The 26185-nt window shown below is 62.7% G+C and carries 19 protein-coding genes; 15 read left to right on the top strand and 4 right to left on the bottom strand.

Annotated elements, in window-relative coordinates:
* Positions 1-52 precede the first annotated feature (52 nt).
* From K8U03_05705 to K8U03_05725, 5 genes are all read left to right on the top strand, one after another.
* Entirely contained in the window at positions 53-325 is a 273-nt protein-coding gene (locus K8U03_05705) for a hypothetical protein (GenBank protein MCE9604385.1), read from the top strand.
* Between the two features lie 416 nt (positions 326-741).
* Positions 742-1815: a DNA polymerase III subunit delta gene (holA, locus tag K8U03_05710; protein MCE9604386.1), complete on the top strand. Its 1074-nt coding sequence runs from the start codon at positions 742-744 to the stop codon at positions 1813-1815.
* A gap of 240 nt (positions 1816-2055) precedes the next feature.
* Complete coding sequence (locus K8U03_05715; protein MCE9604387.1) at positions 2056-3756, top strand: hypothetical protein; 1701 nt, start codon at positions 2056-2058, stop codon at positions 3754-3756.
* A gap of 259 nt (positions 3757-4015) precedes the next feature.
* Positions 4016-5248, top strand: a complete 1233-nt coding sequence (locus K8U03_05720; GenBank protein ID MCE9604388.1) for an LL-diaminopimelate aminotransferase — start codon at positions 4016-4018, stop codon at positions 5246-5248.
* A gap of 41 nt (positions 5249-5289) precedes the next feature.
* Entirely contained in the window at positions 5290-6210 is a 921-nt protein-coding gene (locus K8U03_05725; GenBank protein MCE9604389.1) for a hypothetical protein, read from the top strand.
* 6 nt (positions 6211-6216) lie between these two features.
* Here K8U03_05725 and pruA read toward each other — a convergent pair whose 3' ends face one another.
* Positions 6217-9294 carry an L-glutamate gamma-semialdehyde dehydrogenase gene (gene pruA / locus K8U03_05730; GenBank protein MCE9604390.1) on the bottom strand — a complete coding sequence of 1026 codons (3078 nt, stop codon included), beginning with the start codon at positions 9292-9294 and terminating at the stop codon, positions 6217-6219.
* A gap of 248 nt (positions 9295-9542) precedes the next feature.
* Between pruA and K8U03_05735 the strand changes: the two genes are divergently transcribed.
* From K8U03_05735 to K8U03_05775, 9 genes are all read left to right on the top strand, one after another.
* Complete coding sequence (locus tag K8U03_05735; protein ID MCE9604391.1) at positions 9543-10130, top strand: hypothetical protein; 588 nt, start codon at positions 9543-9545, stop codon at positions 10128-10130.
* Positions 10131-10195: 65 nt separating this feature from the next.
* A complete protein-coding gene (locus K8U03_05740) occupies positions 10196-10849 on the top strand; it encodes a hypothetical protein (GenBank protein MCE9604392.1) in 654 nt (217 codons plus the stop codon).
* Between the two features lie 20 nt (positions 10850-10869).
* The gene (locus K8U03_05745) at positions 10870-13704 is read left to right on the top strand and encodes a DUF1549 and DUF1553 domain-containing protein (protein ID MCE9604393.1); all 2835 of its coding nucleotides are present in this window, start codon (positions 10870-10872) and stop codon (positions 13702-13704) included.
* A 70-nt stretch (positions 13705-13774) separates the two neighbouring features.
* Entirely contained in the window at positions 13775-15067 is a 1293-nt protein-coding gene (locus K8U03_05750; GenBank protein MCE9604394.1) for a DUF1501 domain-containing protein, read from the top strand.
* A 440-nt stretch (positions 15068-15507) separates the two neighbouring features.
* Entirely contained in the window at positions 15508-17277 is a 1770-nt protein-coding gene (ilvB, locus tag K8U03_05755) for a biosynthetic-type acetolactate synthase large subunit (GenBank protein ID MCE9604395.1), read from the top strand.
* A gap of 342 nt (positions 17278-17619) precedes the next feature.
* On the top strand, positions 17620-18348 hold the full coding sequence (locus tag K8U03_05760) for a glycosyltransferase family 25 protein (protein MCE9604396.1): 729 nt from the start codon (positions 17620-17622) through the stop codon (positions 18346-18348).
* Positions 18349-18506: 158 nt separating this feature from the next.
* Positions 18507-19028 (top strand): MarR family transcriptional regulator, encoded by a 522-nt coding sequence (locus K8U03_05765; protein MCE9604397.1) that lies wholly within the window; start codon positions 18507-18509, stop codon positions 19026-19028.
* Positions 19029-19086: 58 nt separating this feature from the next.
* The gene (locus K8U03_05770) at positions 19087-20376 is read left to right on the top strand and encodes a tryptophan 7-halogenase (protein ID MCE9604398.1); all 1290 of its coding nucleotides are present in this window, start codon (positions 19087-19089) and stop codon (positions 20374-20376) included.
* Positions 20377-20404: 28 nt separating this feature from the next.
* Positions 20405-21715 (top strand): cation:proton antiporter, encoded by a 1311-nt coding sequence (locus K8U03_05775; protein ID MCE9604399.1) that lies wholly within the window; start codon positions 20405-20407, stop codon positions 21713-21715.
* 16 nt (positions 21716-21731) lie between these two features.
* Here K8U03_05775 and K8U03_05780 read toward each other — a convergent pair whose 3' ends face one another.
* The 3 genes from K8U03_05780 to K8U03_05790 form a co-directional block, all read right to left on the bottom strand.
* Entirely contained in the window at positions 21732-22520 is a 789-nt protein-coding gene (locus tag K8U03_05780) for a hypothetical protein (protein ID MCE9604400.1), read from the bottom strand.
* Positions 22521-22897: 377 nt separating this feature from the next.
* Positions 22898-23263 (bottom strand): hypothetical protein, encoded by a 366-nt coding sequence (locus tag K8U03_05785; protein ID MCE9604401.1) that lies wholly within the window; start codon positions 23261-23263, stop codon positions 22898-22900.
* Between the two features lie 62 nt (positions 23264-23325).
* A complete protein-coding gene (locus K8U03_05790; GenBank protein ID MCE9604402.1) occupies positions 23326-23622 on the bottom strand; it encodes a hypothetical protein in 297 nt (98 codons plus the stop codon).
* A 552-nt stretch (positions 23623-24174) separates the two neighbouring features.
* Between K8U03_05790 and K8U03_05795 the strand changes: the two genes are divergently transcribed.
* Positions 24175-26166 carry a DNA topoisomerase VI subunit B gene (locus K8U03_05795; GenBank protein MCE9604403.1) on the top strand — a complete coding sequence of 664 codons (1992 nt, stop codon included), beginning with the start codon at positions 24175-24177 and terminating at the stop codon, positions 26164-26166.
* Positions 26167-26185: the final 19 nt, after the last annotated feature.

Consider the following 26185-nt stretch of genomic DNA (forward strand, 5'->3'; position numbering starts at 1 on the left):
CGCCAGTCGCAAACAGCGAATAGAATGCGACAAACCCCCAAAGGAGGCTGATATGGTAGAGCATCTGTTTCGCGTCCGGCTGAATGAACTAATAACCGTTCGCGTGGTCTGCATGAAATGCCGAGCGGCGATCGAGGTAAGCCCTGAAACGCTAAGCCTTCGAGGCGAGCAATGCCGTGGATGCGGTACCGTGCTGGTAGAGCAACGCGACAATCGGCTAGTAAACCTCGGCATGGCAATCCGCGAACTGACAAGCCCGCCCAAAGCGGGGCAACCAGAAACCTTTTACGTCGAATTCGCGGTGCCGATCAAAGACACCGTGTAGCGAGACGACTAAACTGAAAACCGCCCCGGGGATTACCTCGGGCGGTTTTTTCATGCGCTAACGCAGGGGCTTGAATGTCGAATCAAACATGGTGGCGAATCGTAGCGATTACCTGCACAGCTACGGTCTGCTTCACGGCTATTGCTTGCTGCCGGCTACTAAAGACCGAGCCGCCTAGATTCGAGCGACACGCATTGCGCACAACCGATGAAGCAGGATTCGGCATCTTGTTCGACAATCAGACCGGAAAAGCCCAACGACTGCACGCCGAACCGTTCATAAATTGATCGCACCATCCGCCAAAGAGTCTAATTCAAATTAGGACACTATCGAACGTGCCTGCTACTTTGCCGGAGCCCGTCGCTCACCTATAACGGAGTCTCGACCGGTTTTTTAGTCCCTGCTTCGAGTTGTCCGTGGCTGCCAAAGCTTCCGCCGAATCCGCTTCGACCGGCGCGCTCGACTTCCTCGCCGATTCCAACGGCGGCGACGTTCCGGCCGTCGTCGCGCTCTACGGCGACGAAGCGTTTCTCAAGCGGCTCGCTTTAGAACGGCTCAAGCAGCGCATCGGCGGAGCGGGCGAGGCCGAATACAGCGTCACCGAGCTCGCCGGTCCGCAAGCCGTGCCGCGCGACGTGTTCGACGAGCTCAGCACCTTGTCTCTCTTCGGCGGCGGCCGGCGCGTCGTCGTCATCGACGAGGCCGATAAGTTCGTCACCGACTATCGTCCGCAGCTCGAAGACTACGTCGCCAAGCCGTCGAAAGCCGGCGTCCTCATCCTCGACGTCGACACCTGGCCCTCGAACACGCGGCTTTACAAAGCGGTCGCCGCGTCGGGCCTGAACCTCGAATGCAAAGCGCCGACCGGTACGGCGCTCGTCAAATGGCTCGTCGCCTGGTCGAAGACCCGGCATCGGGCCAAGCTCGAAACCGACGCCGCCGAATCGCTGGTCGACTTGGTCGGCGCCGAGCTCGGCCTCTTAGATCAAGAGCTCGCGAAGCTCGCTTCGGCAGCCGGCGAGAAACCGATCGGCGTCGAACTCGTAGATCAGTACGTCGGCACGTGGCGCACGAAGACCGCTTGGGAAATGATTGATGCCGTCGTCGACGGACACGCTCCGACGGCGATCAAGCAACTCGACAAACTCATCGGAGCCGGCGAGCATCCCATCGCGCTCTTGGCGCAAATGGCTTCGACCTTCCGCCGCTTTGCGAGTGCCGTCCGCCTGCTCGAACAAGCGGAGCGCCGCAAGCAACGGGTCGTCGCACGACAGATCTTGGAGCAAGCCGGCTTCAAGTCGTTCGTGATGGAAAAAGCCGAACGCCAGTGGCGACAGCTCGGCCGAATCCGTGCCGGCAACTTGTATCAAATGCTGCTCGAAGCTGATCTCGCCCTGAAAGGCCGCGCGTCGCAACCGGCCCGAGCCCGGCTGGTGCTCGAGCAATTCATCGCCAAACTCTCGACCGCCGGCGACCCGCGCAAGAATTGAATTAACGTAGCAGGCACGTTCCACGTGCCGTAGCCACGCGCGTCGTTCGGTAAAAGAGTCGCGCGGCGTTTCGCGAAGTTTCGTGTGGCGGACGGCACGTGGAACGTGCCTGCTACGATTTCGCCGCCGCTGCTAGCTCTCCGGCCGAGCCATCTTGTCGCGGCGGCGGTTTTTTCGTACTCTCCCGCCCCTTCGCCGCCTCACATCGTTTCTTCACCGCACCTCCGGCTTCTCACTTCGATGAACGGACTCGCGCGCCGCCGAATCGCCGTCGTCGGGCTTTGCTTCTGCATCGCCGGCTGTGCCGCGCACCAACTTCCTCGCGATCCCTTCGGCACCGAGACGACCGACTCCACGTCGCCGGCGGCTACCGAAGCGAGCGCCTCCTCAGCATCGCCCCCGAACGAAAACAATGGCGCAGCGACAGCGAACACGACGCCCGTCAACAACGCATTAGAGTCGACCGTTGACCACGGTCCTCCGCCGACGAGCCCTTACGCGAAAAATTCCGCGACCGCCGCGAACACACCGACTCCGAACCGCGCCGCAACGCCAGTCGCGCCTAACTCCGCCACACCTTCAACGCCGCACCGGCCGGCATCTCCGGCGGTGGCCGACGATGCCGCCTCGCTCGCGAAGATCATGGCCGAGCTGCAAGCGATTGGCCCGCTCGATCCAGCGATTCAAAGTCGGTTGATGGACGACCTCCGGCAGACCGATCCCGCTCTCTGGCCGACCTTGATGCAAACCTTCAAGGCCGGCATCGCCTATCGACAACGAGCCACAGCGACGGCCGCCACGACCGCTCCGGCTGCGACTACAACGCCACCGACTCCGCCGGTATCGACGCCATCGGCACCGACGATCCCCGCTTCGGTCATTTCGCAACTTCGGAATGCCGACTCTCCTTCGCCGTTCGCCAACCTTCCGCTCGATGCGCTCGGCGGCGGAGGGATGACGCCGCGCAACGGCGGTTCGCCGGGCCTCGCCTTGCCGACGCAGACGATCTTGCAAGCCGCGATGGCCGAGGCGCAACGTCGCGATGAAGAACAGTCGCGCGTGCCGCCGAAGATCTCGGTCTCCGCCTCGCTCGTGAAATGCGATCCAGACGAAGCGGCCGCGAAGCCGTCGAAGGTCGAGCTCGTCGCACACACCGAGACTAAAACGGAAACGAAAAGCGATGCGCCGACTCCGACGAACCCCACGTCGCCGAATCCGCCGCCTGGGGATGCCGCTTGGCGCGAGTCGCTCGGGCTCGTCATCACCGGGCTCGAAACGCAAACGCGGGAAGCACCGCACAGCGCCGCGGAAGTCTCGCGGCATGCTTGGCTCCGCATGTTGTATCTCGCGGCCGGGCGACGCGAAGACGCGCTCAAGCCGATCCCGGGCATCGCCGCGGCCGAGCAAGATTTTTGGAGCGAGCAGATCTACGGCCTCGCCACCTATCTCGATACCGAGAAGCTGACCGATCCGGCCCGCCGTTCGGCCGAAGCGCGCAGCCACTTGGCGAAGGCCGAGAAGCGCCTTTCCGAAGCCAGCACGCTCGCCGTCCGGAGCCTCGCGTTTTGCACCGAGGTCTCCAGCTACGGGGTCTACGAGCGGTTCAAAGAGTACCGCTTCAAAGCCGGCCAGCCGTTGATCCTCTATTCCGAAGTCGAAAACTTTCGCAGCGAAGAATCGGCCAAAGGTTTTCACACGGCGCTGCGCAGCAGCTACCAGATTCTCGATCCGCAAGGCCGACGCGTCGCGGAAAACGACCTGGCGCTCACGGAAGAGTTTTGCCAAAACGAACGCCGCGACTATTTCATTCGCTACTTCCTCTCGGTGCCCGAGCGAATCTACGACGGCAAGTACACGCTGCAACTCACGATCGTCGACACGCTGAGCCAAAAGATCGGCCAATCGACGATCGACTTCACGGTGGGCGAAGAGAAGAAGTAAGAAGCAGCGCACAAAGTCGCAGCTTCCAACCACGCCGCTCCGTTCAATAGCCCCGGATGCATATCCGGGGCCGCACCGCACCGCAGCGGCTTTCCCCCCGCGATCGTGCGACTTCCCCGCGGGCATTCATCCGCGGCGATCGGCGTTTCCACGAGCCTGCCGGCGCTCACTCCTTGCAAGGCATCGGGCGTTTGCCTACGCTGATTGGTTCCGCCGAATCGCCGGCGTTTCTTCCTTCTTCCTCTCTCGACGACGAGCCATGACGGACCCTTATTTCCAAGCGCGTTTCGCGGATCGAATCGGCGGCCCCAACTACGGCAAGGGGACCGAAATCTATAAGTTCGAGAAGATCAAGCGCGCCAAACGCAAGGCACTGGCCGAGCATCCCGAGCGCTCGCTCGTCGACTTCGGAATCGGCGAGAACGACGAGATGGCGCCCGAGGGTGTGCGCCGTGTGCTGGCCGAAGAAGTGAACAAGCCGGAGAACCGCGGCTACGCCGACAACGGCATCGCCGCCTTCAAGGAAGCGGCCGCCGCGTTCATGCGCCGCAACTTCAACGTCATCCTCGATCCCGTCAAAGAGATCAACCACTGCATCGGCACGAAGACGGCGCTCGCCATGCTGCCGGCCGCGTTCATTAATCCGGGCGATGTCACGCTCATGACCGTGCCGGGCTATCCCGTCGCCGGCACGCACACGAAATACTACGGCGGCGAAGTCCATCGCTTGCCGCTCTTAGCGCAGAACAACTTCTTCCCGGACTTAGACGGCATCCCGGCCGACGTGCTCAAGCGCGCGAAGCTGCTCGTGCTCTGCTACCCGAACAGCCCGACCGGCAAGACGGCGACCGTCGACTTTTATAAAAAAGTCGTCGACTTTGCGCGGAAGCATCAGCTCGTCGTCATTCAAGACGCGGCACATAGCCTGCTCTCGTACGACGTGAAGCCCTTGAGCTTCTTGGAAGTGCCGGGGGCGCGCGAGGTCGGCGTCGAAATCCATTCGATGTCGAAGGGCTTCCACATGATCGGCTGGCGGATGGGCTTCGTCGCCGGCCACGAGCGGATCGTGCAAGCTTTCAGCGATGTGAAAGACAACAGCGATTCCGGCCAGTTCATCGCCGTGCAGAAAGCTGCGGCCGCCGCTTTGAACGACGACTCGATTCCGGTTCAGGTCCGCGCGAAGTATCGCCGGCGGTTAGTGAAGTTGGTCGAGCTCTTGAAGCGTTCCGGCTTCGAGTGCTCGATGCCCGGCGGAACCTACTTCCTCTACACGAAAGCGCCGCGCGGCTTGGCCGACGGCACGAAGTTCGACAACGCCGAAGCGGCCAGCCAGTATCTCATCACGGAGCATTCGATCGTCACGGTCCCGTGGGACGATGCCGGTCCTTACATCCGTTTCTCCGTCACCTACGAAGCGGCCGATGAAGCGGCGGAAGATGCCTTGATGCGCATTACCGAAGAGCGATTGACGCGCATGAAGCCTGTGTTTTAATCGGTTTCGGTAGCCCGAAGCGTCCGAGGAGGTCTTGGGTCATGGAATCGATATGCATTAAGCGAACGTTCGTCGGCGTCTGCTGCGTCGGCCTGCTGTTCGTCGCCGGTTGCCAAGAAAAAGAAGCTCCGATTCCGACGATCGCGCAAGACATCAATCGCGCGATGATGGAGCCCGACTCGGAAGAGAAGGTGCGCCGCCTGCTGGAACTTTCGGCTAAGGCGCGTGAGATTCATGACCTGCCCGCGACCCGCACGACGCTCGGCTACGCCGTGCAATCGGCAGCGACGATCGACGACCCGGTCTTGCGCGCCGAACTGCAAACGCTCGCGGGCAAGGAGCTCATGCGCGGGAAGTGGGAAAAGGAGGGGCAGAAGGCGATCTCGGCGGCGCGCATCTCCGCGGCGACGATTCCCGATCTCTCGAAGAAAGTTAGCGCGCTGACATCGCTGGCGATCGCGTTGCAGCAAATCGGCGACAACGTTTCGGCCGACACTTCGATTCGCGATGCAGAGAAAACGGTCGTCGGCATCGCGGAGCCGGAGCTGCGCGTGCCGTTGCTGGCCGCCTTGAGTGCGGCGTTCGTGAAGTTCGGCGACCCTGTGCAAGCCGAGAAACAACTGGGGGCGGCGCTGACGCTCGCCGGCACCATCCCGGATAGCGCGAAGCGAACGGCCGCCGAAAGCCAAGCGGCCGTGGCCTGTTACCGTAACGACCGGCCGATCGAAGGCCGAAAGTTCTTCGATGCCGCGATCGCGACGGCGGAAAAGATTCCCGATGCCGCGGCCAAGTCGACGGCGCTGATCGGCATCGCGGAGACGCTGTTGCCGTATCGGAAGCAGGTGCCGGTCGAGCTCCCTTTGAAAACGGCCATCGACGTCTCGAACACGATCGCCAGCGAATCGGTGAAGCAGACGATCCAGAAACGGCTCAACGCCGCGCTGAAGACGAACAACCCGTAGCCGGCGTCACTCGCCGAGCGCTTCGCTTGCCGCGCCGGTCGTCGAGGCCGGCGATTTCACGGGAGCGAAACCGCGCCGAAGCGTGTTCTCCGTGATCGTGCGCGGGAGCATGAACTGCAACAGATAGTCGCCGCCGCCGGCCTGGCTGCCGATGCCCGACATCTTGAAGCCGCCGAACGGCTGCCGCCCGACCATCGCACCGGTGATCGGTCGATTGAGATACAGATTGCCGACTAAGAACTCGCGCCGCGCGCGGCGCAAGTTGGCCGGGCTGCGCGAATACATGCCGCCGGTCAGCGCATAGTCGGTGCCGTTGGCGATGCGGAGCGCTTCGTCGAGATTCGCGGCTCGCAGCACCGCCAACACCGGGCCGAAGATCTCTTCTTGCGCGATCCGCGCAGTCGCCGGCACGTCGGCGAAGATATGCGGGCCGACGTAATACCCTTCGCTCGCCCAAGGACCGACCTCGACGGCGAGCGCCGTTCGTCCTTCTGCGGCTCCGAGCGCGAGATACTTTTCGATCCTCTGCCGCGACTCTTCATCGATCACCGGGCCGATGCTCGACGACGGATCTTCGGCCGGTCCGACCTTCAAGCTGCGAGCCGCTTCGACGAGCCGTTCGAGAAACGGCGCATAGGCCGCTTCGAGCACGATCGCGCGACTGCAAGCCGAGCACTTCTGACCTTGATAACCGAATGCGCTCTTCAAGACTCCGGCAACCGCTTCGTCGAGATCGGCGTCGTCGTCGACGATGATCGCGTTCTTGCCTCCCATCTCGGCGATGACGCGCTTGACGGAATTGCCTCCCGACGTCGAAATCTCTGCCGCGCGGCGATGGATCGCCAGCCCGACGGCGCGCGAACCGGTGAAGGCGATCAGCGCCGTGTCGGGATGTTCGACGAGCGCGGCGCCGGCCGTTTCGCCGAGGCCCGGCAGATAGTTGACGACTCCCGGCGGGAATCCGGCCTCGGTGAGAATCTCCATGAACTTCGCGGCGATCACGGGAGACTGTTCCGCCGGCTTCATCACGACGGTGTTGCCGGTCACAAGCGCCGCGGTGGTCATGCCGCAGAGAATAGCAAGCGGAAAGTTCCACGGCGCGATCACGACCGCGACCCCGCGCGGCACGTACACGAATTCGTTTTCTTCGCCGGCCAAGTCGACGCGATGCGCATCTCCTTCGATATGGAGCGCAACGCGGGCGTAGTATTCGCAGAAGTCGATCGCTTCGGCGATGTCGCCGTCGGCCTCACGCCACGGCTTGCCGCACTCGAACACTTCCCAAGCCGCGAGCTCGTAGCGCCGCTCGCGCATCCGAGCGGCGGCGGCTTTCAGCAACTCCGCGCGACGCTCGACGCCGAGCGCGTTCCAAGCCGGAAAGGCCCGCTTCGCGGCGGCGACGGCGAGCTGCGCTTCGCGCTTGCCGGCCGCGGTCGCGAGCCCGACCGTTTCGTGCATATGCGACGGATTGAACGACGGAATCAAGTCGTGCGTCTCGACTGGCTTGCCGTCGATCACCAACGGATAGTGGGCGCCAAGCTGCCGGCGGACGACGCCGAGCGCGTCGCGAAACCGCTCCCGCTCGGAAGCGATCGCGAAATCAAGCAGCGGCTCGTTGCGGAAGTCGTCGACGATCGCAGGGGCAGCGTCGGGAACGGTCGGAGCTCGGCCGTTCGCTTGGCCGTCGTGGTGCGCGTGGCGACCGTTGTGATCGAGAGGGTTCATCAGCAATACCTCGGTCGAGGCGTGATCGGTGAAAGCGCTTTTCAAAAACGAATCGTTCGACGTGTTTTCCAACAACCGACGGACGAGATAAGCCATACCGGGAATCAACTGCCCGAACGGCATATAGACCCGCAGCCGATAACCCAGCTCGGTGAAAACTTCCTTCTCGAGGTCCCCCATGCCGTAGAGCATTTGGAGCTCGATGTCGGTCGAGGGGATCCCGAGTTGCCGAGCCGCGGCGATGCCGTGGGCGAGCGAACGAACGTTGTGGCTACCGAGCGCCGTGCGCAAGGTCGGATGGTTGCGCAACAGGAAGCGAGCGCAGCGTTCGAAGTTCGCGTCGGATTCCCATTTCCGCTGGAAGACCGGAACCGGCCAGCCTTGCAAGCCGGCGAAGACCGTTTCGTAGTCCCAATAGGCCCCTTTGACGAGCCGAATCCAAACGCTCGTGCCGCGCTCGACGGCCCAATCGCGCAGGCCGATTAAGTCGTCGAGCGCGTCGCGGAGGTAGGCCTGAATGACGATCCCGACGTCGTCGCGGGCGCGGAACTCGTCTTCCATCAACACGGTGCGGAAGATGTGCAACGTCAGGTCTTTCGCGCGATACGATTCCATATCGACATGCACGAACGCGCCGTAGCGCTTCGCCGCGCGCAAGAGCTCGCGCAAGCGTCGGGCCACGCGCTCGGTCGTGCCGTCGAAATCGAGCGCGTCGAACTGGCTATCCAAGGCCGACAGCTTTACGGAGACGTTCACGCGCGGCAACGGGCCGGTCGTGGTCCGATCGCAGAGCGGCACCTCGGGCCAAGCGTTGATCGCGGGCGCGATGCCGGCCAAGAGCTCGAGATACGATTGCAGATAACGATCGGCTTCGCTTTCGCTCGTCACGGCTTCGCCAAGCAGGTCGAACGTGCAGGCCCGACCTTGCTTGCGCTCGCGCTTGGCCGCGGTGAGTAGCTCGGCCGTGGTGGTGCCGGCGATGAAACGTCGGGCGTTGCTCGCGGCATTGCGGCGGGCAGCCATCGCGACGGCGCGGCCGGTGACGCTCGTGGCCGAGGCCGCGGTGAGGCCGAGACGGACCGCGGTCGGCAGATGGTCGTCGACTTCGTGGAAGTATTCTTGCAGATGCCGCACGACCGACTCGCTCGTGCCGAGCATCGGGAGCACGTCGACGAAGCGAAACATCTGAACCTTGACCGATTCGTCGGCCATCGCCCAGGCCATGACCTTGTCGTCCCACCAGCGGCGGCTCAGCAGGTTCGGGCGGCTGCGCGAGAGATGCTCGAAGACGTAGCGGCCGACCTCTTGGGTCTGCGCTTCGATGTGAGCCAGCTCAGCGGTGGAAAAGTCGTCGACCACGGGCCCTCCCGTTGCGCCCTACCTGGAAGGCGGAACGCTGCGCAATACTACGCCGCCGGCGGGCCGGGTCAAGCGATTCGGCGCAGAGTTCGTTTTCGCAAGCTTTTATTTTCCAACTAGTTGCGTTGTTCACCGCGGGTTTGATGCCGCGAGAAAAAATAAAAGTGCAGTCGCCAAATAAAGGAGACTCCCGGCGCATCTATGTAGTTGCAGCCATGAATCACGCCGGGCCTTGCACAAGAACCGTTATGAATCGACCTACGGACGAACTGTTGTGGACCGCCTACCGCTATTCGGCGGGGGAACTCTCGGAAGCGGACTCGACCGAGTTCGAGACTCTGCTGGCCGACGATCAAACGGCGCGCGAAGCGCTGGCCATGGCCGTCGGCCTGGCGGAGACGATTCGCGCGGCGGAGCAAATGCCGGCTGCTCGGCCGGCTACTTCACTTTCACCGACCAGCATGCCGGCTTCCGTATCGCGCGCGGCATGGCAGCGGACAGCTGGTTGGGTCGCGGTCGCCGCGGCTGCTTCCGTGGCGCTGCTGTTCGCCTGGCAAGGTTTGCAGCACGAAGGAAACCCAGCTCAGCCGGCGAGACCGGTCGCCGAAGCCAACCCAGCCGACGACGAATCTCGGCTGCTGCTGGCAATGATCAACCGCCCGCAAGCCCAAGAAGCGATCGAGGAAGCGCTGGAGGAAGCTCCGTCGGCGCTTGTGCCGAGCGTGGCGCTCGACGACGGCGACGACTTGAGCGAGCTTGAACCATCAGCGACGCTCGACGAAGCGAATACTGCCCCCGATTGGTTGCTGGCGGCCGTTGCGGAATCGAAACAGTAATAGTTATGGAAGCGGTAATAGTGATGATGATGAATCGCAGCTACGCAGTCCGATCGGTTTCGACGATGCTCCTCATCGCCGTGTTCGCCTACGGTGCCGCTACGGCAGGGCCGAACCGGGCGGGTGCCGCACCACCCGTCGCGACGGCGACCGGCGCGGCTACCGCGAAAAACGGCAAGAACTTGCGCGCCGCGGCGGGGTTTACTCCCGAGCGGGAAGCGGCGGCGCTGACGTTCGTGCGGACGCATCATCCGGAACTGGCCGACTTGCTGGAGCGCTTAAAGGAGCGCCGGCCGCACGAATACGAAAAGGCGATTCGCGATCTGTTTCGCGTGAGCGAGCGATTGGCGGTGAGTCGCGAGGAGTTTCCGTTGCGATACGAATTGGAGTTGAAGCAATGGAAATTAACTTCGCGGATCCAAGTGCAGACGGCCCGACTGGCGATGGGACGGACTCCCGAACAAGAGCAAGAGTTGAAGCAACTTTTGGCCGAACAGCTTGCGGCGCATCGTGAGTTGCTCGCGTTGAATCTCGAACGGGCCACGGCCCGCGCGGCGGCCTTGTCGCAGGAATTGGCGGACCTCGACGGGCGGAAGCAAGCGATTCTCGACGCGAAGTTCGAGAAGGCGCTGAAGTCGACGGAGAAGAAAACGAACGTGAAGCCCGATTCGCAGACTGAAAAGACGACGACCGAAAAAACACCGGCCGACAAACAATAGTCCGACAAAGGAAGCCTGTTATGCAGCGCACTCTCTTTCTTCTCACCTGGACGATCGGCTCCGGCCTGCTCGCGCAAGCTCACGCCGAAACGATTCCCAATGCCCATGCTCAGGCCGAAGCGCCGCTGGTCGCTCCGGCCGATAGTCGCTTCGCCGCCGATTGCGAGGAGGTGCCGAGCTTGCAACGGCATGTGTTGCCGCTGATGGGGCGGCTCGGCTGCAACGGTCGGGCCTGCCACGGCTCATTCCAAGGCCAAGGTGGTTTCCGCCTGTCACTCTTCGGCTACGACTTCAAAACCGATTACGAAGCGCTCGTCAAAAGCAAAGTGCCGCGCGTCGACCCGAAGAACATCGCGGCCAGTATGATTCTCGCCAAGCCTTCGTCGGACGATAAAGACGAGCATGGCGGAGGGAAGCGGATCGAGGTCGGGAGTTGGCAATACCGCCTGATCGCGAACTGGATCAAAGCCGGAGCGCCGGCGGTCGACGAGGCGAAAGATCCGCAGTTCGTGCGAATGGAAGTGACGCCGACGGAGATCGTCTACGACAAAATCGGTGCAGCGACCCAGTTGCACGTCGTCGCACATTGGTCGGACGGCTCGCGCGAAGACGTGACGCCGCTCTGTCGTTTTCAAACGCAAGACGACGCCGTCGCGAAAGTCGATCCCGCCGGCAAGATCACCTGCGTCGGCAAGGGAGACACGCATGTCGTCGCCTTCTACGACAACGGCGTCGTGCCGGTCGGAGTCTTGCTGCCGGTGAGCGACCGGTCGGGCCCGGCCTATCCCGACGTCGCCGCGAAGACGCGGATCGATCAACTCGTCGTAACGAAGCTCCGCAAACTCGGCGTGGTGCCGTCGGAAGTTTGCTCCGACAGCGAGTTCCTGCGCCGCGCGAGCCTCGACATCACCGGCCAGCTGCCGTCGGCGGCGGAAGTCGAAGCGTTCGCCGCCGACACAGCGCCGAACAAGCGGGCGAAGAAGACGGACGAGCTCCTCGCTCGGCCCGCTTACGCCGCGTGGTGGAGCACGAAACTCAACGACATTCTCGGCAACAGCGAAAACCAACTTCGCAACGGCGCGCACTCGCGAGCAAGCGAGCTCTGGTATCGCTGGATCAACGGCCGCCTCGCCGACAACGCTCATTACGACGACATCGTCGAGGGGATCGTGCTGGCGACGGGCCGCAGCTCCGCAGGGCAAACCTTGGCGGAATATAGCGCCGAGATGTCGTCGTATGTCCGCAACGATAGTCCGGCCGACATCCACGAACGGGCCACGATGCCGTTTTACTGGATGCGGCAGAACATGCGCACCCCGAACGAGAAGGCGTTGTCGTTCAGCTATGCCTTTCTCGGCGTGCGGCTGCAATGCGCGGAATGCCACAAACATCCGTTCGACCAATGGAGCCAGTACGACTTCCAGCACTTCACGGCGTTCTTCAACCGCGTGAGCTCCGGCCTGAAGAATAAGCAGGAATACGAGCAGATGGTGGCCGCGCTGAAGCTCGAAGTCGATCCGAAAAAGGGAGGAGGACAAGTTCGCCAAACCCTCGACAAGCTGGCGATCGACGGCAAGGTCGTGCCGTTTCCCGAGGTCTTTATCCAAGACGCCAAAAACGGCAAAGCGCCGGGCAAGGAGAACAAAGGCAAGTTCGTCGCCGCCGGCCGCGTGATCACGCCGAAGGTGCTCGGCGGCGAAGAGATCGTCGACCGGACGTACGACGACCCGCGACAACCGCTGATGGATTGGTTGCGCCAGAAAGACAATCCTTACTTCGCAAAGTCGTTCGTCAATCGGGTCTGGGCGAACTACTTCAACGTCGGCATCGTCGAACCGGCCGACGACATGAACCTCGCCAACGCTCCGAGCAACAAGGAACTGCTCGACTACTTAGCCGCGGCGTTCGTCGAACACGATTACGACATCAAATGGCTCATGCGCGAGATCGTCGGGAGCGAGACCTACCAGCGCTCGTGGCACGTTAACGCCACGAACGAACTCGACCTGCGCAACTTCAGCCGGGCCGTGCCGCGGCGATTGCCCGCCGAAGTAGTCTACGATGCCGTCGTCAGTGCGACGGCCGGCGACGCCGAGTTGAGCGAGCGGAGCGGCGATCCGATCACGACCTGCGCGATCGGCCTGGGGCTCGGTTACACCACGCGCAACAACGGCGGCGGCAAAGGACGCTCCGCGAACTACGCCCTCAGCGTCTTCGGCAAACCGAAGCGCGAGACCCCGTGCGATTGCGAGCGCTCGAACGAGCCGTCGCTGCTGCAAACCGTGTTTCTCCGCAACGATCAGGAAATGTTCTCGCTGATTACCCGAAGGAACGGCTGGCTCGATCTCGCCGTCGGCAGTTCGACGAAACCGATGGTCGCCGAAGCCGCGGGCTCGGCATCGGAACCGATGAAGAAGATCGGCCGGGAGCTGGCTACACTCCGGGCCGAACAAGAGCGGCTCGCCGGCTTGTTGAAAGAAACCGGAGACAAGAAGCCAACCGCCGAGAAGCGGAAGAAGCTGGAACAAGAACAAGCTTGGAACGCGCTCCGGCTCGCCGAGCTGCGCAAGGCCCGCTTCGCCGGCGAGGCGGGGGGCAAGAACAAACCGGGCGCGAACGGCGGTGCATCCGGTGCGGTGGTCACGCAGGCGACTACAAAGGCAGCCACTCCGACGCCGAAGACCGACGCCGAGTTGATTCGCCAAGCGTACTTGCGCACGTTCAGCCGCGAACCTTCGGCCGCCGAACTGGCGAACGCCGCGACCTACGTGAAGGAATCGACCGACCAAGCCGCAGGAATGCGCGACCTCGTTTGGGCCTTGATGAACGCAAAGGAATTCGTCGTCAACCACTAAGACGAACCTCGCACGGCCAACCAAGAACCAAGAACTACGAACTACGAACCGAGAAACAAGGAATCTTCCCATGTCGTTGCATCGCTTTTGTGACGGAATGAAGCGTCGCGATTTCCTCAAAGTCGGCGCGCTCGGCACGGGCTTGAGCTTGGTCGATTACTTGCGCTGGGCGCAGGCCGGCGAAGTGCGACCGGAAGCGAAGGCCAAGGCCGCGATCTACATCCGGCTCGGCGGCGGGCCGACGCACTTGGACACGTTCGACATGAAGCCGGAAGCTCCGGTCGAATACCGCGGCAACCTCAAGCCGATCCAAACGAACGTCGCCGGGATGGAGATTTGCGAGAAGTTCCCCCTCTTGGCGAAGTGCGCCGACAAGTTCACCATCTTGCGCGGCGTGAGCCATACGCTGGCCGCGCACGAGCTCGGCTCGAAGTATCTGCTGACGGGCAATCGGCCGCTGCCGTCGATCGAGTTCCCCTCGATCGGCTCGGTCGTGAGCAAGGAGCTGGCGTCGCCGATCGATATGCCGCCGTTCGTCGCGATTCCCAACTCGCCGCAAGGGGGCGGCTTCCTCGGTCTGCAATACGGTCCCTTCTCGACGAACGCGCAGCCGAAGCTCGGCCTACCGTTCAATGTGCGCGGCATCGGCCTGCAAGGGGGCATGACGTTGTCGCAAGTCGATCGCCGCGAGAAGCTGCTCGCATCCGTCGACACGACGTTCCGCGAGATCGAAGCGAAGAGCGACGTCCTGAGCGGCCTTGATGAATTCTCCGAGCAAGCCTACGCGATGATCAGCTCGCGCCGCGCGCGCGATGCGTTCGACATGAGCCGCGAGAAGCCGGAAGTCTCGCAGCGTTTCGGCGAGGGAGAGGTGAACCAGAGCGCGCTCTTGGCGGTGCGGCTCATCGAAGCCGGCGCGCGGTTCGTCACCCTGACGACCGGCAGTTGGGACATGCACAACGATATCTACACGCGGCTCGACAAGAACCTGCCGATGGTCGATCAAAGCCTGTCGGCGTTGCTCACCACCTTAGAAGAGCGAGGCCTCTTGGAAACCACGGCCGTGATCATGACCGGCGAGTTCGGGCGGACGCCGAAAGTGAATGCCCGCGGCGGGCGCGACCATTGGCCGCGCGCGATGTTCGTCGTGATGGCCGGCGGCGGGATGAAGACCGGGCAAACGATCGGCGCGAGCGACGATAAAGGCCAAGGCCCGCTCCACGACGCGATCACGCCCGACGATGTCGCGGCCTCGCTCTTCCATAGCCTCGGGATCGACTCGCATAAGGAATATCAAACCAATACGGGCCGGCCGGTGATGATCTCGCGCGAGGGGAAGCTGATCTCGCAACTGTTCGCTTAAGAAACCGTTCGCTTAATCCGGGGGTCCGTGCCGAGCTCTGCGCCCTTTTCCGACACAGCCGGCATGCACCAAGCGCGAGTCGAGAGTTTCACGCTCTCGGCTCGTGCTTTTTTTTGCCAAACTTTCGCTGCCGCAAGCCGAACCGGTCGGCGGCGCGATGTGTCGTGTAGGCCGACCGGTTCGGCTGCGAACAAGCTGCAAAACGGTGATTCGCACGGTGCAATCCCTACAATCGATACGACCGGCAACAATCCGACGAACTCGGAACGCCTCGGCCGATCTAACCCAAGCTGCCGGCGTCGGTTAAATCTCCACCGAGCGCCGACAACCGGTTGTCAATTCGGGCCGTGCGGCTTATTGTAAATTGGTTACGACTTTGCGCCGGGGCCTGCTCGAAAGCCTCGGCCCGACACTTATTTCCTTCAGCGAGAACCCGACCCGTGGCCACGATCGCCAAACCTGCCGCCGCTACCGACCTCGTTTGCGGTGCCGACATCGTCGTGCAGTCGCTCATCAACCACGGCGTCGATGTGATCTTCGCTTATCCGGGGGGCGCGAGCATGCCCCTGCATCAGTCGCTCGTCAAATACAAAGACAAGATCCGCACGATCCTCCCGCGCCATGAGCAAGGGGGCGGGTTCGCCGCGCAAGGCTACACGCGCAGCACCGGCAAAGTCGGCGTCTGCATGGGCACGAGCGGCCCGGGAGCGACGAACCTCGTCACCGTGATCGCCGACGCGAAGCTCGACAGCATTCCGCTGGTGATTCTCACCGGCCAGGTGAAGACGCCGGTCATCGGCAGCGATGCGTTTCAAGAAACGCCGATCGTCGAAGTCTGCCGCGGCATCACGAAGCACCACTACCTCGTGACCGACATTAAAGACTTGGCCCGCGTGATGCGCGAGGCGTTCCACATCGCCACGAGCGGCCGGCCGGGCCCGGTGCTGGTCGACCTGCCGAAAGACGTGCAACAGTACGAGACGGTGCCCGACTACGACGCCCCGATGAACCTGCCGGGCTACCACATGGAAGACCGCCGGGCCTCGTCGGCGCAGCTCAAGGCCGTGGCCGAGCTGATCAAAGGGGCGAAGAAGCCGATGGTCTATGCCGGAGGCGGCATCATCGCCGGCGACGCCTCGACCGAACTCCGCGCGTTCGTGAAGAAGACCGGCATTCCGGTCACGATGACGTTGATGGGCCTCGGCACGTTCCCGGCCGACGATCCTCTTTGCTTCGACATGCTCGGCATGCACGGCAGCGTGTATGCCAACTACGCCGTCGAGCAGTGCGACCTGCTCCTCGCGTTCGGCGTTCGGTTCGACGACCGCGTGACGGGCAAGCTTGCCGAGTTTGCGAAGCATGCCAAGATCGTGCATATCGACATCGACCCTTCGGAGCTGCATAAGAACAAGCTCGCGCTGATCGGCATCATGAGCGACATCAAGTTCGCGCTCAAGGAACTGAACAAGATCGTCGAAGCCCCGTCCGACCTCAGCGGCTGGCTGGCGCAGCTCAACGAGTGGAAGAAGACCTATCCGTTTAAGTACGACAAAACTTATCCGGGCATCACGCAACAATACGCGATCAGCGAGCTCAATCGTCTGACGCGCGATCGCGACCCGATCGTCGCGGTCGGCGTCGGCCAGCATCAGATGTGGTCGGCCCAGTGGTTCAAGTTCAATAAGCCCCGCACTTGGCTTTCGAGCTCGGGCCTCGGCACGATGGGATTCGGCCTGCCCGCCGCGATGGGCGCGAAGGTCGCGAATCCGGATCGTCTCGTCATCGACATCGACGGCGACGGCAGCTTCCAGATGAACATCCAAGAGCTCGGCACCTGCTTCTGCGAAAACATTCCGGTGAAGGTGTTGTTGTTGAACAACCAGCATCTCGGCATGGTCGTGCAATGGGAAGACCGCTTCCACGACGCGACCCGCGCGCACACCTACCTCGGCCCGATCGACCACCCGGAAGCCTCCGGCGCGGGCGACGGCTACGGCAATCCGTTCCGCTATCCGAATTTCGTCGGCATCGCGAAGGCCTACGGCTGGGGCGCGAAGTACGTGAAAGAGAAAGCGGACCTGACCGCGGCGCTGCAAGAGATGATCGACTTCGACGGCCCTTACTTGCTCGACGTGCAAGTGCCGTACACGGAACACGTGTTGCCGATGATCCCGGGCGGCGGCACCGTGCGCGACATCATCAACGACTAAGCTCGTCGCGCGACTCACACTCCCGATCGAAACTCACGACTCCGCCTCCTCGCTTCTCCATAGAACGAGGAGGCGGATTTTTTTCGTAGAGGCGAAGCACCCGCGCAACCCTCTGCGCCGCGGTTCGCTTGCGGGTTCGCGAGCGAACCGCTGCGACCCCTAAGATCGTTACTTTCGCCAAACTCACTCCGTGGTCACCCGCTTTTTATTCCCTGAGCGGCGGAATCGCTGGACTCGGAGCGGCGGCATAGCAGGATTGAACGATCGGCCGCAGGTGCGTGCAACGTGCCCGATGCCGAGCGTTTCCGCCGGAACCAGACCCTATTCGGACTGCGCCTGCTCATGCTTATCGATTGCCCTGCCCAGCGGCTGCTCGCCGGCTTCGAACGGATCACGGTCGTGAACTTGCCCGATCGCACGGATCGGCGGCGCGAGATGGAGGAGCAGCTGCAGGCGGTCGGCGTCGAAGCGCACGACGCCCGGCTCCGCTTCTTCGCGGCGAAACGTCCGACCGAAAAAGGAGATTGGCCGAGCCTCGGCGCGCGGGGCTGTTTCCAAAGCCATCTCGAAATTCTGCGGCAAGCGCTCGACGACGGTCTCGGCAACGTGCTCGTCTTAGAAGACGACTGCGACTTCACGCCGCATCTTGAAGAACAACGCGAAGCCCTGCTCGGTGCGCTGGAGACCGCGAGTTGGGATCTCTGCTACCCGGGCCATCCGGAAGCGCTCGCCGATGCCGAAGCTGGCACCTGGGTCGCGCATGCCGGATCGTTTCAGCAATCGCATTGCTACGCCGTTCACGGTCGGGCCCTGCCGCGATTGGTCGAGTTCCTCGAAGCGATCACGCGCCGCGCCGAAGGGCATCCGCTCGGCGGCCCGCAACACTACGACGGCGCGTTGAATATGTTTCGCGCACAGAACCCGGACATCGTCACGCTGTTGGCAGCGCCGAGCTTGGCCCATCAGCGGAGCTCGAAGAGCGACATCTTCGAGCATTGGTACGACCGCGTACCGGGGGTGCGCCAGTTGTTCGCACTCCGCCGGCAATTAAAGAAGCGCCTCCGGGGCTAAGTGCCGGCCGTTCCTCCGCTGGCGGGTTCGCGAAACCGCCCGCGTTGCCCCGGAATCGTCCGAAGAAAATTGCATTTTCTCGAATAACACGTCGAAACAATACTTGTTCCAACAACAATTGTCTTGACGTCCTTTCGACCCGGCTTTATAGATAAGGCATGGCAGCCTCTTCTTCCGCAAACGTTCGTGCGACCCGCACGCCTCGCCGCGCTTCCAAGTTCGACTCGCTCGAACAGGAAGCCTATCTCCAGCTCTGGCGGACCTACGACCGTCTGAAGATGCTCGAAGATCGCCTCTTCGACGAGGTCGAGATCTCAGCGCAGCAATACAACACGCTCCGCCTGCTCCGCTCGGTGCGTCCCAAGACGATGCCGACCTCGGCCTTGGCGGTGCGGCTTGTGTCCCGCGCGCCCGACATGACCCGCCTGCTCGACAAGCTGGAAGAACGAGGCCTCGTGCGCCGCGAGCGCAAGGCCGCGAATCGGCGGGTCGTCGAAGTCGGCATCGCCGAATCCGGCGTGGCGCTGCTCGATGCCCTGGCCGAGCGAGTTCGTCGCTGCCACGCCGAGCAACTCGGCCACCTCGGCGCGAAGGCGCTCCGTGAGCTGATCGGCGTGCTGAAGGAAGTTCGCCGCCCGCATGAAGACGAGGCCAGCTTGTGGCCCGGCAATCAGCCTTAGATTTCACCCTCCCTACTCCGCTCTCGAACATTCTCCTCTCGCATTTGGAGCACGCCCCATGATCCAAACCGCCTCGTCCGCAGCTTCGACCTCCGACGCTTCTCGGCCGCATGTCATCGTCATCGGCGGCGGGCCTTCGGGCGCGACCGTCTCGACGCTCATAGCACAGCAGGGCTACCGCGTGCAACTGTTCGAGCGCGAGCGCTTCCCGCGCTACCACATCGGCGAGTCGCTGATTCCCGAGACGTTTTGGGTGCTCGAGCGCTTGAAGATGCTAGACAAGCTGCGCGCCAGCGCGTTCGTGAAGAAGTACAGCGTGCAGTTCGTCACGGACAAGGGGAAGCTGTCCGAGCCGTTCTACTTCATGGACAACAAGCCGCACGAATGCTCGCAGACGTGGCAAGTCTATCGTCAAGAGTTCGACTTGATGATGCTTCGTAATGCCGCCGAGCAAGGGGTCGACGTCCACGAAGGCGTTCGCGTGCTCGACGTAATCTACGAAGGAACGCGCGCCGTCGGCGTGAAGATCGTCGACGAAGGGGGCACTCATCGCGAAGTCCGCGCCGATGTCGTGATCGATGCGGCGGGCCAAAGCTGCCTGATTCAAGATCGCCTCGGCTTGCGCGAATGGGATCCGGTCCTCAAGAAAGCCGCCGTGTGGACCTATTGGAAAGGGGCCTATCGCGACCAAGGACGCGACGAAGGGGCGACCATCGTCATGCAGACGCAAGGCCGGCAGGGTTGGTTCTGGTATATCCCGTTGCACGACGACGTCCTGAGCGTCGGCGTCGTCGCTCCCTACGATTACCTCTTCACGAATCGCGAGTCGAAGGATTTGGAAAAAATCTACTTCGAAGAAGTCGCCCGTTGCCCGGGCCTGCAACCGCGCATCGCGAATGCGGAACGGGCCGCTCCGTTTCGCGCCGCGAAGGAATACTCGTATCGCTCGAAGGAAGTCGCCGGCGACGGTTGGGTGTTGGTCGGCGATGCGTTCGGGTTTCTCGATCCGCTCTACTCCTCGGGCGTGTTGCTCGCGCTCAAGTCGGGGGCGCTCGCAGCCGACGCCGTGTGCGAAGGGCTCGCGAAGGGAGACACCTCGGCTGCGCAACTCGGCAAGTGGGGGCCCGGATTCATCGAAGGGATGGAGCGGATGCGCCGGCTGGTGTGCGAGTTCTACGACGGCTTTAGTTTCGGACGGTTCGTGAAAAAACATCCCCATCTGAAAGGCCATCTCACCGACCTGTTGATCGGCGACCTCTTCACGGACGCGGTCGACGACGTGATCGCGCCGATGGATGAGATGCGCGCCGAATGGGAAGCCGAGAAAGCCGCGCGAGCGGCGCAATAGCTTAAGCAGACGCCGAGGAACTTCGCTCGTGAGCGGAACGCCGTTCGTCACCTTCGCCGTCGGAATCGCGCTGATGCTCGTCTGCGGCATCGGGTGCGGCTACGTGATGCGCCGGCTGCACCAGCCGGCCGTCCTCGGCGAAATGCTCGGCGGCATCATTCTCGGGCCGACGATCTTCGGCGCACTCTATCCCGAATGGCAAGCGGCGCTCTTCCCCAGCGTCGGCAACGTCGCGGCCGTTCGCAACGGCACGATCAAGCTCGGGATGCTGTTCTTTCTGTTCACCGTCGGGCTCGAGATCGACCTGCGGAGCCTGCGCCGCCATGGCTTGAGCGCGCTCTTGATCGGCACGATCGGCACGGCCGTACCGCTGCTGGTGGGAACGGCCGTGGTCTATTTGCTGCCGAGCTTGTTCCCCGTGCCCGATGAAACGCTCCGGCTGCCGCTAGCGCTCTTTATCGGCGCGTCGCTCGCCAACTCGGCGAATCCGGTGCTGGCCCGAATCTTGCTCGACCTCGGGCTCATGAAAGATAAGCTCGGGACGATTCTGATGGCGGCGACGGTCGTCGACGATCTCGTCGGCTGGTCGCTGCTGGCGATCGTGATGGGCCGCGCGGCCAACGGCGCCGCCGGTTCGACCGCGGCGGCGGCGAGCGCCGGGCAATCGTCGCTATGGGGCGGTGTCGCGACGGTCTTCGTCTTCTTCCTCGTCACGATGGCATTGGGGCGCTGGTTCGCGACACCGCTGTTGCGCCGTGCGAGGCGGAAGTTGAATTGGCCGTCCGGCTTCATCGGCACGGCGATCGTGCTGGTCTTGGTGAGTGCGGCAGCTTCGGAGCATTTCGGTTTACATGCCTTCCTCGGCCCGTTTCTGCTCGGCATCGCGCTCGCTCCGACGACGGCCGAGCGAGAAGAAGCGTACGGAGTGATGGAACACTTCGTACTGAGTTTCTTCGTGCCGATCTACTTCGTTTCGATGGGGCTGACGTCGAACTTCCTCACGCAGTTCGACCTCTCGGTCGTGCTCGTGATTCTCGTCACTGCCTGCGTGAGCAAGATCCTCAGCGCGTATGCGGCCGCGCGCCTCGGCGGGCTCGATTCGCGCACGAGCTGGGCCGTCGGCTGCGGGATGAATGCTCGCGGGGCGACGGGAATCATCCTGGCCGGCGTCGGGCTGGAAAGCGGCGTGATCGACCACCGCATCTACGTGGCGCTCGTGCTGATGGCGCTCATCACCTCGATGATGGCCGGCCCGCTGATGAAGCTGTTCCTGGCTGCGCACGGAGCGACGTCGGAAAGTTTTAAGGAAGCGCCGCTCGCGGGGGAGCGGCCGGCGTGAGGCGCGGGCGAGAGTCTTACTTCTGCTTCTCGCTCAGAATATTGCGCACCTGTTGCTCGAGGCGCGCGCCGGAGTCGGCGGTGAACGAGCGCGCCGCCGCGGCATTGCGAAACTCTACGGGGACCGTTCGCGGCGCGCCTTGCGGAAGTCGGGTCGAAGAGAAGGCCTCGGAGTTCGGCGCTCCGAACGTAATCTGATCGCCGTCGACGTGCATCTCCCAATCCATCAGATGATTCGGCGGCAGGACCCATAACGAGTCGCCGAAGAAGCGATGCCCGTCCGGGTTCGCATCGAGCACCCAATAGGCCGTCTCGACATCTCCATCGGCGGGATCGATGAGCGAGAGATACCGGACCACGATCGGCACGCGCTTCTCGTCGCGAAGGAAGAACATCGTAAAGTCGAACATCGCCATCGTCGGCGAAGCGCCTGGCGAGCGCACCGTGGCGAGCTCTTTTTCGCGCTCGGCGAGCACCTTGCGCTCGAACAGCCCGAGGCTGACGCCGAGCTGCTTGGCCGAGTCTTTCGTGATGACCAAATCTCCCCCGTCGCCGGGCTTGCCGATGCCGATGCTGTATGCCCCGCGGCGAAACCGGCCCGGCAGATTCGGGTCGGGCTCACTCTCGACGAGCACCAGCGTGGTGTACGACTCGAGCGCCTCGCGAATCGATTTCCCAACCTTGTCGACGCTACCGGAGGTCAGTTTCGGATGACTACGAAAGACCAAGTGCGTGCGCTCGGGAAGCGTCTTGGGATCGATCCGCGTGCCGGGCTTAAGCGGCGCGACGGCCACGGGCTCCGGCAAGGGGCCATCTGGAATCGAACCGTTTGAAGCAGCACCGGCTTGAGCGGAAGCACCCTGAGCGGAACCGCTTGCAAGAGTTGCTTTCTCAGGCGGCGCTTTTACGGGAGGCGTTTCCGCCTGCGGCTGACAAGCCAATGCCGAAACGGCAACCGCAGTCGCAACGGCCGCGACTAAAAAGTTCGTCGGCCGCATAGGGCACCCCCGAGTTATCCATATCGCGACGCGCTCTCACCATATCGGTAGCGTCGTAAAGGGTCAAACCACATCGACGACTCGGAACGATATGCGATGGGAATCGGTTGATGCGAAACGCAAACGCAAACGGCCGGCTTACGCCGGCCGCTCGCCTCAGAGAGATTGTGCGTTCGCGACGCGACTTACTTGCGCGGGCCGCGGATGTAGTAGGTCCCCATTTGGTCGGTATGGGTCGGTTGCACGGGAGCCGGTGCGAACGAGCCCGCCCCGCCGGTGAAACCGCCGTCCCCTTGATAAGGACCGTATTGATGAGGGATGCGGCGCAGCTCGGTGCCGGAAGCGCCCCAGCCGTACTTGATCTGACGATGCACGGTCGGCGGCACGATCAACGCGTGCGGCGTGCCGGCCCATTGCGGATCGTAGTAGTTGCCGTGCCAAAGGGTCGATCCGTGCCCGCCGAAGCGGCCGAAGCCGGCGGCTTGCGTGGCGTTCGACCAGCCGCCGCAAACGACGGCCGCGACGGCGATGCTCAACAGAAATCGTTTCATATCCCACGCTCGCTTAAAGAACGAAAAATCAAAGTCCCGACGACGCCACACTCCGCCACGGCTTACCAGTAGAGGGCCCGCGTCGTCGTGGCACCGCGACGATAGACGTCGTAATGCGACCAGAGGTGGTTGTGGGGATAGAACGGCTCATAGGTGTAGTTCGTGTTTCCGACCCAGGCCGGCACCGGCAGCGGCGAGGGATACATCCGCGAACCGATCGTTCCGTGGCTCTCGTAGAAGTTTTGTCCGTAGTTGCGCCGCGCGGCTAAGGGCCCGGCGGCACGAGCCTCGTCGGAAAAACTACCCAGCAACGTGGCGGTCGCGAGGGCCGCGAACAGGAACACTCGGGAGGCGAGCATGGGAACAAACTCCTGAAACCGAATCCGCAACCGAAGGAAATCCGACACCTTCCGCGATGCCGATCGGCCCGAAGACGCACTGCGCGACATCAGGCCCGATCTTCACCCCTTTTTTCGTCGACCCATCGCCCCCTGCCGAGCCAATCTTTATCCTTGGCCTATAACAACCGGAATTGCCGTAATCGATCGCTGCGGGAATAAGACGTCTTGGGAAGTTGGCCGGCGCGACGTTATAATCGCCGCACTTTATCCAACTTGCAAGAGAGTGCGGATCGAGTCATCGAACGAGCCAGGGCTGGGCGACTCGCACGCGCGCCCGGTACGCTCCTCGCGCACGCCCCTTTCGCAAACGCCGCAAATGTTTACGGAGAACCGGTTTTGAAACGCCCGCCCGAGAAGTCGGCTTCGTCTCGCTCTAAGCCCAAAGCAGCGGCCAAGGAGCCGGAAACGGAAGAAGAGGTTGCCGCAGAGAGCACTGAAGAAGTCGCCGTGAAGTCGTCGGCGGCAAGCAACGGCCATAAGCCCGCCAAGCGCCGCGCCACGGCCGAGACGATGGCCGCCGGGCAGCGCGACATCTCCGTCAGCGAGTTCTTCGCTAAGAACCGGCATCTGCTCGGCTTCGACAACCCGCGCAAAGCGCTGCTGACCAGCGTGAAGGAAGCGGTCGACAACTCGCTCGACGCTTGCGAAGAGGCCGGCATCTTACCCGAGGTTTGGGTCCATATCGAAACGACGGGCAACAACCGCTACAAGGTCGGCGTGCAAGACAACGGGCCGGGGATCGTCAAAGCGCAAATCCCGAACATCTTCGGCAAGCTGCTCTATGGCTCGAAGTTCCACCGCTTGAAGATGAGCCGGGGCCAACAAGGAATCGGCATCAGCGCGGCGGGCATGTACGGAGTGCTCACGACCGGCAAGCCGGTGAAGATCGTGTCGCGCACGGAGGCGAAGAAGCCGGCGCACTACTTCGAGCTGCAGATCGACATGAAGAAGAACAAGCCGGAGATTCTCAACGGTAAGGGAGAAGGGGAAGACATTCCGACCGGCGAAGCGGAGTATGCGAAGTTCGTCGAGAAGCGCGGCATGGAATGGATCGACACGGCCGGCGGCAAACCGGTCGCGCACGGCACGCGCGTGACGATCGAGATGGAAGCGAAGTACCAACGCGGGCGCGGCAGCGTCGACGAATATCTCGAACAGACGGCGATCGCCAACCCGCACATTACGCTGCACTACATCGATCCCGACGGCAAGACCTACGACTACTCACGCGCCACGGACATCCTGCCGGCCGAGCCGAAGGAAATTCTTCCGCATCCCTACGGCATCGAGCTCGGCAACCTCGTGACGATGCTGCAAGCGACCAAAGCCCCGACGTTGTCGCAGTTCCTCACGTCGAGCTTCTCGCGGGTCAGCTCGAGCAAAGCGTCCGACGTTTGCGAAGCGGCCAAGCTCAGCACGCGGGCCAATCCGGCCCGGATCGGTCGCAACGATAGCGAAGCGCTCTATCGTTCGTTGCAAGAAGCGAAGATTCCCGCACCGTCGACCGATTGCATCTCGCCGATCGGCGTGCCGCTGTTGCTCAAGGGGATGCATCAAGTGGTGCCGGCCGAGTTCTACGTCGCCGAGACGCGTCCGCCGGCCGTGTATCGCGGCAATCCGTTCCTCATCGAAACGGCCTTGGCCTTCGGCGGCACTTCGGCTGCCGTGAAGATCTCGCTGGAAGCGCTGACCGAGATGCTGCACGAAACGGACGCCCGGACGTTGCGGCAATTCCTCATCAACGGCTTCAGCGGCATCGGCGGCGACGCGGCCGATAAGATTCTCACGGAAGCGGAGTTCGGCAATCGGACCTCGCCGGGCAAGCTCAAGCCGGCCGAGATCGCGAAGCTGCATGCCGCGATGCGGAACGTGAATCTCGAAGAGGGGCAAACGATGAACGTGCTGCGCTACGCCAATCGCGTGCCGTTGCAATTTCAGCCGGGTGCCTGCGCGATCACGCAATCGATCGTCGGCACGAATTGGCGCGCGTACGGACTCTCGCAATCGCGCGGCGGTCTGCCGAGCGGGCCGGTGACGATCATGGTGCATATCGCGAGCGTCTGGGTGCCGTTCACGAGCGAGTCGAAGGAAGCGGTCGCTTCGTATCCGGAGATTCAAAAAGAAATTCGGCTCGGCTTGCAAGCGGTCGGCCGGAAGCTGGCGATGTTCGTGCGGAAGCGAATGAAAGTGAAACAAGAAGGAGAACGGCGTAACATCTTCTTGCGCTACTTGGGCGAAGTGGCCGAGGCCGTGCATACGATCAACGGCAACGACAAGAAAGCGCTCTACGATCAGCTGCTGAAAGTGGCGAAGCGCAAGACCGCCGAAGCCGACACGAAGCTCGACGACCAAGGCCGCAAGATCAAGCACGACGACGAAGACGATTTCGGCGACAACGTCCTGATCGTGAAACACGAAGACCCGACCGACGCCAAGGGCAAGCCGACGAACGCCGCCGGAGATGAGCTGGCGCCGATCAAAGCGAAGAAAGGCTCGCGGTAGTTCACCAGTCTCGATTTCT

The organism is Planctomycetia bacterium, from assembly GCA_021413845.1.
In the GTDB taxonomy this organism is placed as follows: Bacteria; Planctomycetota; Planctomycetia; order Pirellulales; family PNKZ01; genus PNKZ01.